Below are 12,463 nucleotides of genomic sequence, written 5' to 3'. Positions count from 1 at the left end.
CGGTATAGAACAGCCCCTAGCGCTGCCGCGCTGGGCGCTGTTGTCGTTTGTGGCATACGCCGCCAGCGCTCAGACGTGGCCACGACATGCCAAGGCGCAGGACGTCGCCCTCTCCTTCGGGACCGTTTCGTAATCAGGCATGACAATAACGGACATCCCTGCTGGCTAGCACCGCGTGGCTTTCCGCAGCTTCGCCAGCTATGCGGCCCGTACGTTTATCCCTACGTTAAAAAATTCTGCTAGAAGCCATCGGCGATGACCCATGTGCTGATCTCTGTGGACACCGAATTGTCGGCGGGGAGACGGGCGCGGGGGCAGGGCGTCCGCGAGAATTTCGAGAGTTCGATCCTGGGACGATGCCCGGCGGGTGATTTCGGCATCGGCTGGCAGATGGACTGCCTCGATCACCACGGGCTCAAAGGCGTGTTCTTCGTGGACCCGATGCCGGCGCTGGTTCATGGTGAGCAGGTCGTCGCCGATATCGTCGGGCCGATCCGCGCTCGCGGCCATGAGGTTCAGCTGCATATCCACACCGAATGGCTGCGATGGGCGAATTCGTCACCCGTAGCCGGCCGTTTGGGGCACAACATCGGCGATTTCGATCTCGACGATCAGACGCGTTTGCTGTCCCTTGCGCGCGATCTTCTCGTCAGGGCCGGCGCCCCGCAGCCCATCGCGTTTCGGGCAGGCAATTACGGGGCCGACGACAACAGCCTGCGAGCGCTCGCGGCGCTTGGGGTCGCGTGGGACACCAGCGTCAATCCGGCCTATCTCGGCGGCGATTGCCGCATTTCCGTCGCTCAAGGACAGGTCGGGGCGGTGGAGAAAGAGGGGGTTTCCCTGTTGCCCGTGTCGGGATTTTTCGACCGGCCCCGTCACTTCAGACCCGCCCAGATCTGTGCCGCGTCCGGCATGGAGATGCGTGCGGCGCTTCTCCATGCCGCAGAGACGGGGCAGCCGGCCTTCGTGATCGTCACCCACAGTTTCGAGATGCTGTCCCGCGACCGGCAACGACCGAACCGCTCCGTCATGGCCCGGTTCGACAGCATGTGCCGAACCATTGCGGATCATCCCTCGCTCCGGACGAGCGGCTTCGCGGACCTCGATCGGAGCGAGGTGCTGGGCGGGGATCGCCAGCAGGAGCGCCTGCCTGCCAATCTGCTGCGGACCGGCCTGCGGTTTGCGGATCAACTGATCGGGACCTGGCGCTATGAGCGCCAGGTGCTGCCCGGATGAGTCGTCATCCGCCGGCGATCGTGCTTGGCGTGGACTCTCCGATCGGGCTGACCGTGATCCGGGATCTGGGCTCGCACGGGGTGCCGGTGCACGGCGTCGGCAAGGCTGCGTCGATCGGGCGGGCTTCCCGCTATTGCACGAGCTTTTCCGAGCGTTCGCAACGCCCCATCGGGCAATGGCTGCCGGAGATGATCGAGGCGACCGGTGCGGCGGCCGTGCTGGCCATTTCGGAGAACGATCTCGCGGCACTTGCCGACCTGCCGCAGCGGATCGGAGATTGCGAGATATTGACGCCACGGGCCTCGGCCCTGCGTCTGGTGCTCGACAAGCGCGAGACGTTGCTGCGTGCGGCGGCCTTGGGGATCGATACGCCGCAGAGCTGGCAGCCGGCCGATGGCGACGATTTCGCAGCACGGGCCGGCGGACTGGGTTTCCCGGTCGTGGCGAAATGGGCCGATCCGACAGCCATGTTGCCAAAGCTGGAGGCGCACGGGTTCGATTTCGCCAAGGCCGAGTTCATTCTGGATGAGGGTGGTCTGCTGGCGCTGCTCGATCGCTATCGTCCGCTTGGTTGCTGGCCTTTGATCCAGAGCTATTGCCCTGGCGTCGGGCTGGGGCAGATGATCCATATGGCCGATGGCGAGGCGACGCTGCGATTCCAGCATCGCCGATTGCATGAATGGCCTCCCGAAGGCGGTGTCTCGACCTATTGCGCGGCGGAGCCGCTCGATCGCCATCGGGATCAGATGGAGAGGTCCATCGCCCTATTGCGGGCGGCCGGCTGGCAGGGCACGGCGATGGTCGAATATCGCTTCGACGCTCGGACCGGCCGCTATTGGCTGATGGAAATCAATGGCCGGTTCTGGGGTAGTCTGCCATTGGCCTGGCATTGCGGCGCGCATTTCGCGTGGGAAGCCTATCGCCGTGCGGTGCTTGGCGATCGTGGTCCGGCCGCGGCGCCCGGCGACACTCTCCGCGCCCGTTACATGATCCCGGAAACCCGCCGCCTGCTGCGTATCCTGTTTTCCCGGTCGAGCATCGCCGACCCGATGTTCCGGCCTCGCCCGCTCGCGGACCTCGCATCCTATGTGCTGGGATTCATCGATCCCCGCACCCGCTATTATGTGATGAGCTTGCGCGATCCGGCGCCCTTCATACGAGACTTGGTCAACGTCCTTGGGAAAGCCGTGCGGCGGGGTAGCTCCTGACGAGATCGGCCACCGCCGTTTCGATCGAGCGCAGGCAGGTGGTCATATAGGCCGCGTCCAGCCCGTACGGATCATGCAGATGCGGCCTCGCCGGCCTGGCCCAGCGGCCGAGGAGCGATCGCGGCAGGTGGCGGAGCCTTTCATTCGCGGCGAGGCGAGCGAGCTGGCGCACCTCCATCGCCAGCAGAAAGTCGCCGGGCTGGGGAGCATAATCCTCTACGCGTTGCGTCCGATGCGTGGAAAGATCCACGCCGAGATCGGCGGCCGCCTGCACCGCGGGGGGATGTGCCGGCCCATCCGCCGACGTCGACAGGCCGAACGACATGCTATCGAAGCCCAGATCGCGTGCGACCTGATCGGCGAATGCGCTCCGGCAGATATTGCCCTGGCATATGAACACGAAGCGCCGGACCGATTCCGGCTCGGGCATGACGATATGCGACAGGCGCCCCGCAACCTGAAGGTGGGACAGCAGAAGCCGTACCAATCCTCGGGCCGTGCCGTATCGCGTGCGGATAGGCGAAGAGTGGCGCGGGGGTTCGACGATCGATCGGCCTGTGTCCATGGCCGGATGCTTATCACAGCCCCGGCCCCGGTCGAGGATGGCCGTGGTGGAACAGTCCCGATGCTGGCCAGACTCCCGCATCCGGAGAAACCCGCCGGAAGCCGAAAATGGGGATGATTTAATTATTGAACGATCGTTCCTTAAAGCGTAGGAGAGGGTCATGGCGAGACCCCGGGAATTTGACGCTGACGCTGCTCTCGATGCGGCCATCGGGATATTCCGCGAACATGGCTTCGAGGGCACGTCCGCGCAGATGCTCGTCGATGCGATGGGGATCGGGCGGCAGAGCCTCTACAACTCGTTCGGCGACAAATGGCAGCTCTATCGGTCTGCTGTCCGCCGATATGGCGAGGCGGAGCGCGCCGCCCATATCGAGGCGTTGCGCAGCGGACCGCGGGCGATCGACGGCATCGAGGCGATGCTGCGCCGGGTGGTCGATACGGCTGCCCAGCCGTGTCTCGGCACCAGTTCGATTTGCGAGTTCGGCACGTCGCGGCCGGATCTCGTCGAGGAGCGCGCGCCTCTCGCCCGCGCCATTCGCTCTGCTGTGGTCGATCGCATCCGCGAAGCCCAGTCCGAGGGAGGCATCCCACGGGGCCTCGATCCGGAGGCGATCGCCGACTTCCTGATCGCGAGCTTCGTCGGAATCCGGGTGGCCGCACGCGGCGGCGCGGACATGACGGCGCTGACTAGCCTCGCCGACTTGACGCTTCGAGCCCTGCGGTAAGCCGGCGCCTTTTTATTTGTTCAATTATGGAATGATCATTCAATTCAGGAGTGCGGACATGAAAGCTGTCGTGATGAACGGGATCGGCGGCGCCGGTATGCTGGCTTATGTCGATGGGCCGGACCCGGTGCCCGGAGCAGGCGAAGTGCTGGTGGAAGTCGCCGTTGCCGGGGTCAATTTCATGGATGTCGGCGTCCGGCAGGGGATGGCGTGGCGCGACATGCCCGATCCGAAGATCCTCGGCGTGGAGGGAGCCGGGCGCGTGGTGGCGATGGGCGATGGCGTCGAAGGCTTCCGGCCCGGCCAACGCGTCGCCTGGGTCTATGCGCCCGGAAGCTATGCGGAGAAGGTCGTGATCCCGGCGGGGGCGCTCGTCGCCGTTCCCGATGCCATCGACGACCGGACCGCTGCGTCGATCATGATGCAGGGCCTCACCGCCAGCCATTTCGCAACCGACTTCTATCCGGTGCAGCCCGGCGACATCGCCTTCGTCCACGCGGCGGCGGGTGGGGTCGGGCTGCTCCTGACCCAGATCATCAAACTGCGCGGCGGCCATGTCATCGGTCGGGTGTCGTCGAACGACAAGGCGGCCGTCGCGCGGGAGGCGGGCGCGGACCATGTGATCGTGGAGGCCGAAGGCCGGTTCGCGGACGAGGCCCTGCGCCTGTCCGGCGGCGAAGGCGTGCATGTCGTCTATGACGGTTCCGGCCCCGCCACTTTCCAAGGCTCGCTCGACATATTGCGGCGATCGGGCACGTTCTGCTGGTATGGCCCCGTCCTTGGCGGACCCGGCCCGCTCGACATCATGAGCCTGCCGAGGAGCATCAAGATCGGCTACGCGACCTTCTTCGATCATATTCCCACGCCGGAATTGCTGCGAGCCCGCACCGCGCAGCTCTTCGACTGGATCATCGACGGCAGGCTCAAGGTCCGGATCGGCGGGGAGTATCCGCTTGCTGAGGCTGCGCAGGCGCATCGCGACATGGAAAGCCGCGCGACCACCGGCAAGCTGCTGCTATTCCCTTGAGGGCGTGAGGCCCGGCCTCCCTTAATGCGCGAGCAGGATGGGGAGGTCGGCCGCCGCGAGCAGGTGGCGGGTGGTGCCGCCCAGCAGCCATTCCACGATCTGCGAGTGGCGATAGGCACCGGCGACCAGAAGGTCCGCGCCCACCGCCTTGGCTTCCGAGACGATCTGGGCGCCGAGGTCCGGCCCGCTGCGGGGGACGATGTGCAGCGCCGGCTCGACCCCGGTTTCCGAGAGGAGGTGCGAGAGGCATGGCGCGGCATCGTCCCCCTCGCCGATGCGGATCGCCGTCAGCCGCGTTGCGGTCCTGAGCCAGGGGCCGGCGCCTTCGATGGCGTGCCGTGTCGCCTCGCTGTTGCTGAGGGCGACGGCGACGTGCGCGAAGCGGGGGCGTTCACCGCTCCGCCATCCGGGCGGCACGATCAGGACAGGCTTGCCGGAACGGAAAATCGCGGCGTGGAGGGCATCCCCGCTATCCAGATTGACCTCGCGCGCGAGGACGAGAACGATCACGTCGGCGGCCTTGGCCTCGTTGCAGACGATCTCCTCCTCGGCGCCGGGAATGGACGTCCACCGCATGCCCGGGCTGTCGTTCTGCGAGCACCATTGCGTGAAGGCGGCACGGGTCGCATCGGCGCGTTGCCGGGCGGAACCTTCCTTTCCCGCGCGCAGGCGCTGTAGCTCGATTTCCTCGCTCGCCGCGATCATGGTTTCAGGATCGACCACGACATGCAGGGCCGCGATCTCCGCGTGGGGCAGCGAATGCGCGGCAGTCCGAGCCGCGTCGAGGCAGGCGGGCGTGCTCTTCGCGCCGACGAGGATGGCGAGCAGCTTCATGTCAGTTCCTGCCTCCCTGGAAGAGGAACGCCGGCGCGACATATCCGAGCCATACGGCGAGGAGGCAGAATATCACCGAAACCAGGATGTTGGCGACTGCCCGGCCGGGCTCGCCGGCCTGGATCAGCGCGAGGGTCTGGAGGCTGAACGAGGAGAAGGTCGTATAGCCGCCACAGAGCCCGACCAGCACGAAGAGACGGATGTCGGGAGACACCATCCATCGCCCGCCGGGCTCGGTGAGGGCGGCGAACAGGCCGATCAGGAAAGAGCCGCTGACGTTGATGGCGATCGTGCCCCACGGCATCGCCTCGCCCAGCCACGCCGTGATGACGAGGTTGATCCCGTAGCGCAGCAGGGTGCCGGTCGCTCCGCCGGCAGCGATCCAGGCGGAGGTCGGCATCGTGCGGCTCAGGCCGGATGTTTGATGGCCGCCCGTTCCCCGATCGGAACGCCGGCTTCGGGGCGGATGGCACGGGCGTCGCGAAGGGTGCCGCCGGGAGGAAGGGCGCGCCCGCGACGCTTCGGCACGGCGATCCGTTGCGACAGATAGATGCCGCTGTGGCCCGAGCAGAGATAGGACACGAAGCAGGCCACCGCGATCGGCACGGCATAGGCGCCGCCGAACAGCTCGACGCCCATGATCGTGCACGCGAGCGGCGTGTTGGCCGCGCCTGCGAAGACCGCGACGAAGCCCAGGCCGGCAAACAGGTCCACCGGCGCATGGAGCAGGCCGGCCAGCGCATTGCCCAGCGCCGCCCCGATGAAGAACAGCGGCGTCACCTCGCCGCCCTTGAAGCCCGCGCTCAGCGTCACGACCGTGAACAGCATCTTGAGCGCCCAACTCCATGGATCGACGCTCGGGCCGAAGAAGCCGAGGATCGTCGGATCGTCCGGAACGGCGCTCCACACACCGAGCCCCAGATAGGCCCGCGTGCCGAGCGCATAGACGAGCGCGATCACCGTCAGCCCGCCGATCACCGGCCGTGCCGGGCCATAAGGGACGACCCGCTTCAGCCAGCCGCCGAGCGCGTGATTGGCCTCCGCGAAGGCGAGCCCGGCCAGTCCGAAGGCGACACCCGCAGCCGCGCTCTTGGCCCACAGCAGCGGGCCGGTGAGCAGCGTCGCGGCGGCGCTCTCCAGCGGCGTATGGATCGGGTAGATCGGATGGCGGATGCCCCAGGCGTGGCAGGTCCAATCCCCCACCAGCGCGGCGGCGAGGCACGGCAGCAGCGCCGCATATTCCATGCGCCCGACCGCCAGCACCTCCAGCGCGAATACCGCGCCGGCCAGTGGCGTCCCGAACACCGCGCCGAAGCCGGCGGCGATACCCGCCATCAGCAGGATACGGACGCTCGGCGCATCGAGCCGGAACAGCCGTGCCGTGGCGCTGGCGAGGCTCCCGCCGAGCTGCACCGCGGTGCCCTCTCGTCCGGCCGACCCGCCGAACAGATGGGTGACGACGGTGCCGAGGAAGATCAGCGGCGCCATGCGCAGCGGCACGCCGCCGCCGGGTTCGTGGATCTGCTCGACGATGAGGTTGTTGCCGCCCTCCACCGACTTGCCGAGCCGATGGTAGAGCCAGCCCACCGCGCCGCCGCCGGCCGGCAGCAGGAAGAGCAGCCAGGGATGATCGAACCGCGCATGCGTGGCGGCGTCGAGGCTCCACAGGAAGGCCGCGCACAGCGTCCCCACCACCACCGACATGGGGGCGAGGACAACCGTCCAGCGCAGGACGGATGAGGCGTGATGACGCTGGGTGCGGACAAAGGCCGCGAGATTCAGGGCATCGAACAGGTTGCGGAACGTAGCGCGCACGACTCCTCCTTGCAGAACATCTGCAAAAAGTAGGAGTCATCAGCCCTGATGGCGGTTCGACCCGAAGGCCCGGCAGAATCCATTGCCGAGGGCGGAATTAGGGAAGATGCGCCGTCACGTCAATCGAGGGCGGCCGCGCGCGACTTCCCCGTTGGGTCGATCGTACCATAGCAACGCAGGAACTGGGCGACGATCCGCGATGCCTCACGCCGGATCGCGCTCGCATCCTGAGCCTCGACGCCCCACATGATGCGCTGGTGGGAGCCGCCGGTGCACAGGCTCAACAGCATTCCCGCCGCTTCGACCGGATCGTCCCTGCGCAGGGTGCCGGCCTCCATCTGGCCCGCGAAATAGTCGCCCATGAGCGCCTTGCTCCTGCCGGGAGCGCGCTCGAAGAAGATGCGGCCGATTTCGGGGAAGTGCTCGACCTCGCTGATGATCAGCCGCTGGAGCGCGATCGCGTCCGGCATCGTGATCCGCGTGATGAACTTTTCGACGAAGCTCGTCAGCACATCCTCGATCGCGCGGTTCGGATCGAGGACCGTCGTCATCACCGATCGGAAGGCGGCCGTTGCTGATTCCAGCACGGCGGCGAACAGCTCTTCCTTCGATGTGAAATAGCTCCAGAGCGTTCCCTTGGAGCCCCCCATCTGCTCCGAGATCGCCGACATGGTCGTGCGATCATAGCCGTTCTCCAGGAACACGCGCGTGGCGATCTCGATGATCGCGGCGCGGCGCTCGGCCTTGCGCGTCTCGCGCCGGCCCGGCGCGGGGTTCTCTGCGTCCGTCATCATAACCGTACTATAGAGTACGATTTCCTGTTGACAAGCGCAGCGGCTGCGCGCAGAGGGCAAAACCGTACTGTATGGTACGGAGTTTCAATGATGCATCTCACGAGACCTCGTGGGTTGCCGCTGCGCGCGGCCGCCCTGGCCCTGCTGCTGTCCGGTTGCGCGGCCGTCCCGAAACTCGGCCCCCAGCCGGAGGTGCGTCCGGCGCAGAGCTTCGCTGCCGGGCGGAGCCTGACGCCCACACCGTCCGCGCCCTCGGCATGGCCGGATGGCGCGTGGTGGCGCGGCTATGGCGATCCGCAGCTGACGGCGCTGATCGAAGAGGGGCTCGCCACAGCGCCCGATCTCGCTGCCGCGGTCGCGCGCCTGCATCAGGCCGACGGTTACCGGCAGCAGGCCGGTGCGGCGCTTCTGCCCAGCATCGACGCCAACGCTTCGGTCAGCGAGGCGAAACAGAGCTACCATAATGGCATTCCGGCCGCCTTCGTGCCGCATGGCTGGAACAGCACGGGCAACGCTGCGCTCGACTTCAGCTTCGATCTCGACCTGTGGGGCAAGAATCGCGCGAATCTGCGTGCCGCTACGTCGGATGCGGAGGCGGCGTCGCTCGATGTGGCGCAGGCGCGCCTGCTGCTTTCCACCAACATCGCCGGCGCCTATGCCGATCTCGCCCGCCTGTTCGCGGAGCGGGACGTCGAGGAGCAGGCCGTCGCGCTGCGCGTCAACACGCAGCAGCTCGTCGCCAACCGCGTCGCGATCGGGCTCGATACCCGCGCCGAACTCAAGCAGGCCGATGCCGCCGTTCCCGCCGAGCGGGCCCGTCTCGCGCAGGTCGAGGAGTCGATCGGGCTTACCCGCAACCGCATTGCCGCGCTGATGGGGCAGGGGCCGGATCGCGGGCTCGCCATCGCCCGGCCGACGCTCTCCTTTACCGCGCGGACCGTGCCGGCGGATGTCACGACCGATCTGATCGGGCGGCGGCCGGATGTCGTGTCGGCCCGCGCCCGCGTGGAAGCCAGCGCGCAGCGGATCAAGGCGGCGCGCGCCGATTTCTATCCTTCGGTGGGATTGTCCGCGCTGGTCGGTTTTGAGTCGCTGGGCGTCTCCAACCTCTTCCTGTCCGGTTCGGGCTTCGGGCAGGCCGGCCCGGCGGTCAGCCTGCCGATCTTCCACGGCGGCGAGATTTCCGGGCGGTACCGCGTGGCGCGCGCCGCTTACGACGAAGCGGTCGCGACCTACAACGGCGCCGTCACGACCGCTTTCCACGATGTCGCGGATGCGGTGACCAGCCAGTCCATGCTCGCCACCCAGCTCACCCAGTCGCGCCAGTCGCTCGACGCCGCGCGTGAGGCCTATGCCGTCGCGCGCCAGCGCTACGAAGGCGGGCTCTCCACCTATCTGACCGTGCTGACCGCCGAAGACAGCGTGCTTCAGGAACAGCGCACGGTCGTCGATCTGGAAGCGCGCGCCTTCACGCTGGACGTCGCACTGGTCCGCGCGCTGGGCGGCGGTGCCGTCCCGACCCCTCCCACCCGCTCCGCCACCGAGACCCCCAAGGAGACCCGCCATGGCTGAGGCCGATCTGCACGCCCCCGCATCGCTCGATCCGTCACCCGCGCCGCCCAGGGCCACGCGGCGCAAGCTGCTCACCGGCATCGCCGGCGCGGTGCTGCTCGCGGGTGTCGGCTATGGCGGCTGGTATGCCCTGATCGGCAGCCATCACGTCAGCACCGACAACGCCTATGTCGGCGCCGATACCGCGCAGGTGACGCCGATGGTCGCTGGGCAGGTGGCCGAGGTGCTGGTTTCCGACACCCAGACGGTGCGGCGCGGCGACGTGCTTGTCCGCATCGACGACGCCGATGCCCGCATCGCGCTCGCCGACGCGGAGGCCGCGCTGGCCAAGGCGAAGCGTCAGTTCGGGCAGACCAGCGCGACCGGCACCGCGCTCGCGGCCCAGCTTGCGGCCCGGGATCAGGCGATCGCCAGCGCGCAGGCGCAATTGTCCTCCGCGCAGGCGGCGTTCGAGAAGGCCGGGGTCGATCTTGAGCGACGCAGGAAGCTCGCGCCGAGCGGCGCTGTCTCCGCCGATGAGCTGACCTCCGCCGTCAATGCTTATGCGGCGGCGAAGGCCAGTCTGGACAATGCCCGCGCAGGCGTCCGTCAGGCGACCTCCGCACGCGGGGCGGCCGAGGGCGATCTCGCGGCCAATCAGGCGCTGATCCAGGGCACCACGACCGTCACCAACCCGGACGTGCTGGCCGCGCAGGCGCGCGTCGATCAGGCCCGGCTCGATCTGTCGCGCACCGTGATCCGCGCGCCCTTCGACGGCGTCGTCACCAGCCGCGCCGTGCAGGTGGGGCAGCGCCTCGCGCCGGGCGCCGCGATCATGCGGGTCGTGCCGATCCGCCAGCTTTATGTCGACGCCAATTTCAAGGAAGGGCAGCTCGCCCATGTGAAGCCCGGTCAGAAGGTGGAGCTGACCTCCGATCTCTATGGTTCGGGCGTGGTCTATCACGGCACGGTCACGGGCTTCTCGGGCGGCACCGGCGCGGCTTTCGCGCTGATCCCGGCCCAGAATGCGACGGGCAACTGGATCAAGATCGTCCAGCGCCTGCCCGTCCGCATCCGCCTCGACCCGCGCGAGCTGGACGCCCATCCGTTGCGTGTCGGCCTGTCGATGGACGCCGACATCACCATCTGAGCCGGAGGGTTTTCGCCATGTCCAGCCCGCAGGCCCAGCCGACGACGACGCTCAGCGGAGCCCCGCTGCTGTTCGCGGCGCTCGCGCTCGCGCTCAGCAATTTCATGGTGGTGCTGGACACCACCATCGCCAACGTCTCGGTGCCGCACATTGCGGGCGGCATCGGCGTCTCGCCCGATCAGGGGACGTGGATCATCACCTCCTATTCGGTGGCGGAAGCGGTGTGCGTGCCGTTGACCGGCTTCCTCACCGCGCGCTTCGGCAGCGTGCGGCTGTTCATCGGCGCGCTGATCGGCTTCGCGATCTTCTCGATGCTGTGCGGGGTGTCGACCACGCTCGGCGAGATCGTGATCTTCCGCCTCGGCCAGGGCTTCTGCGGAGGCCCGCTGATGCCGCTGACGCAGACGCTGCTGATGCGCATCTTCCCCAAGGAGCGGCACGGGCAGGCGCTGGCGCTCTGGTCCATGACCACGGTCACCGCGCCGATCTTCGGGCCGATCCTGGGCGGTATCCTCAGTGACGACTGGTCGTGGCACTGGATCTTCTTCATCAACCTGCCGGTCGCAGTCGGCTGCATGGCGGGTGCGCATCTGCTGCTCCGTCCGGTCGAGACCGCGCTCAGGCCCGCCCGGATCGACCGCGTCGGGCTCGGCCTGATGGTGCTGTGGATCGCCGCGCTCCAGATCATGCTCGATCTCGGTCACGATAGGGACTGGTTCCACAACAGCTTCATCGTCGTGCTGGCGGTGATCGCGGTGATCGGCTTCGCGCTCTTCTGCGCGTGGGAGTTCACGGAGGCGCAGCCGGCCGTGGACCTGCGCGTGTTCCGCCATCGGGGCTTCGCCGCGAGCGTGATCGCACTGGGCTTCGCCTTCGGCACCTATTTCACGTCTGCCGTGCTGATCCCGCAATGGCTGCAACGCAATCTGGGCTACACGGCGACCTGGGCCGGCTATGCGACGGCCTTCACCGGCGTGACGGCGGTGATCGCCTCGCCGATCGTTGGCAAGCTCTCGGCCAAGGTGGACCCGCGCAAGCTGGTGAGCTTCGGCATCCTCTGGCTGGGCGTGACGACGCTGCTGCGTGTCCATTGGAACAGCAGTGCCGACTTCTGGTCGCTCGCGCTGCCGCAATTGTTGCAGGGCGTGGGGATGCCCTTCTTCTTCATCCCGATCACCAGCCTCGGGCTGGGCGCGGTCAAGGATGACGAGATCGCCTCCGCCGCCGGCCTGATGAGCTTCCTGCGCACCATGTCAGGCGCGATCGCGACGTCGATCGCGACGACCGCCTGGGATGACGACACGCGCGTCGCGCGCAGCGAGCTGGTATCGAAGCTCCAGACCGGGGACGCCACCGCCAGCCTGCAAAGCCATGGCTTCGGCGTCGAACAGGCCCGTGGACTGATCGAGCAACTCGTCAACAACGAGGCGACGGCGCTCGCGACCAATCATATCTTCCTGGTGTCGGGGATCGTCTTCTTCTTCGCGGCGGCTCTCATCTGGGTGGCTCCGAAGCCCATGCACAAGGTGGGGCCAGGCGCGGCACATTGAGGCCCG

Annotated in this window: 12 protein-coding genes and 1 riboswitch; of the genes, 7 read left to right on the top strand and 5 right to left on the bottom strand. The window is 67.5% G+C overall.

Annotation, left to right across the window (positions count from 1 at the left end; translation table 11 throughout):
* The first annotated feature begins 255 nt into the window (after window positions 1-255).
* A complete protein-coding gene (locus tag ST3T6A_RS0102785; protein ID WP_019831367.1) occupies window positions 256-1,236 on the top strand; it encodes a polysaccharide deacetylase family protein in 981 nt (326 codons plus the stop codon).
* Window positions 1,233-2,444 (top strand): carboxylate--amine ligase, encoded by a 1,212-nt coding sequence (locus ST3T6A_RS0102780; RefSeq protein ID WP_019831366.1) that lies wholly within the window; start codon window positions 1,233-1,235, stop codon window positions 2,442-2,444. The genes ST3T6A_RS0102785 and ST3T6A_RS0102780 overlap by 4 nt, the downstream gene beginning before the upstream one ends.
* On the opposite strand, the gene ST3T6A_RS0102775 is transcribed toward ST3T6A_RS0102780, so the two are convergent.
* The gene (locus tag ST3T6A_RS0102775; protein ID WP_235785710.1) at window positions 2,404-3,171 is read right to left on the bottom strand and encodes an arsenate-mycothiol transferase ArsC; all 768 of its coding nucleotides are present in this window, start codon (window positions 3,169-3,171) and stop codon (window positions 2,404-2,406) included. The two genes, ST3T6A_RS0102780 and ST3T6A_RS0102775, sit on opposite strands and share 41 nt — an antisense overlap.
* Here ST3T6A_RS0102775 and ST3T6A_RS0102770 point away from each other — a divergent pair.
* Window positions 3,170-3,736, top strand: coding sequence for a TetR/AcrR family transcriptional regulator (locus ST3T6A_RS0102770; protein WP_019831364.1), 567 nt, complete (start codon window positions 3,170-3,172; stop codon window positions 3,734-3,736). The genes ST3T6A_RS0102775 and ST3T6A_RS0102770 overlap by 2 nt on opposite strands.
* A 58-nt stretch (window positions 3,737-3,794) precedes the next feature.
* Window positions 3,795-4,763 (top strand): quinone oxidoreductase family protein, encoded by a 969-nt coding sequence (locus ST3T6A_RS0102765; RefSeq protein ID WP_019831363.1) that lies wholly within the window; start codon window positions 3,795-3,797, stop codon window positions 4,761-4,763.
* 21 nt (window positions 4,764-4,784) lie between these two features.
* Here the strand turns inward: ST3T6A_RS0102765 and ST3T6A_RS0102760 are convergent, their stop codons facing one another.
* The 4 genes from ST3T6A_RS0102760 to ST3T6A_RS0102745 form a co-directional block, all read right to left on the bottom strand.
* Entirely contained in the window at window positions 4,785-5,597 is an 813-nt protein-coding gene (locus ST3T6A_RS0102760; protein WP_019831362.1) for a universal stress protein, read from the bottom strand.
* A gap of 1 nt (window position 5,598) precedes the next feature.
* Entirely contained in the window at window positions 5,599-5,997 is a 399-nt protein-coding gene (gene crcB, locus ST3T6A_RS0102755; RefSeq protein ID WP_019831361.1) for a fluoride efflux transporter CrcB, read from the bottom strand.
* An 8-nt stretch (window positions 5,998-6,005) separates the two neighbouring features.
* Window positions 6,006-7,412 (bottom strand): voltage-gated chloride channel family protein, encoded by a 1,407-nt coding sequence (locus ST3T6A_RS0102750; protein WP_019831360.1) that lies wholly within the window; start codon window positions 7,410-7,412, stop codon window positions 6,006-6,008.
* 23 nt (window positions 7,413-7,435) lie between these two features.
* Window positions 7,436-7,508: riboswitch (Fluoride riboswitch) on the bottom strand.
* A 23-nt stretch (window positions 7,509-7,531) separates the two neighbouring features.
* Window positions 7,532-8,206, bottom strand: coding sequence for a TetR/AcrR family transcriptional regulator (locus tag ST3T6A_RS0102745; RefSeq protein ID WP_019831359.1), 675 nt, complete (start codon window positions 8,204-8,206; stop codon window positions 7,532-7,534).
* A 90-nt stretch (window positions 8,207-8,296) separates the two neighbouring features.
* On the opposite strand from ST3T6A_RS0102745, the gene ST3T6A_RS0102740 reads away from it, so the two are divergent.
* The 3 genes from ST3T6A_RS0102740 to ST3T6A_RS0102730 are packed head-to-tail and all read left to right on the top strand — an operon-like array spanning window position 8,297 to window position 12,457.
* Window positions 8,297-9,778, top strand: coding sequence for an efflux transporter outer membrane subunit (locus ST3T6A_RS0102740; protein ID WP_037537537.1), 1,482 nt, complete (start codon window positions 8,297-8,299; stop codon window positions 9,776-9,778).
* Window positions 9,771-10,907 carry an HlyD family efflux transporter periplasmic adaptor subunit gene (locus tag ST3T6A_RS0102735; protein WP_019831357.1) on the top strand — a complete coding sequence of 379 codons (1,137 nt, stop codon included), beginning with the start codon at window positions 9,771-9,773 and terminating at the stop codon, window positions 10,905-10,907. The genes ST3T6A_RS0102740 and ST3T6A_RS0102735 overlap by 8 nt, the downstream gene beginning before the upstream one ends.
* A 17-nt stretch (window positions 10,908-10,924) precedes the next feature.
* A complete protein-coding gene (locus ST3T6A_RS0102730; RefSeq protein ID WP_019831356.1) occupies window positions 10,925-12,457 on the top strand; it encodes a DHA2 family efflux MFS transporter permease subunit in 1,533 nt (510 codons plus the stop codon).
* Window positions 12,458-12,463 lie beyond the last annotated feature (6 nt).

Origin of the sequence: Sphingomonas sp. PR090111-T3T-6A, from assembly GCF_000383095.1 — a bacterium.
GTDB lineage: Bacteria > Pseudomonadota > Alphaproteobacteria > Sphingomonadales > Sphingomonadaceae > Solisphingomonas.
This window is presented reverse-complemented; position numbering and strand designations above follow the sequence as displayed.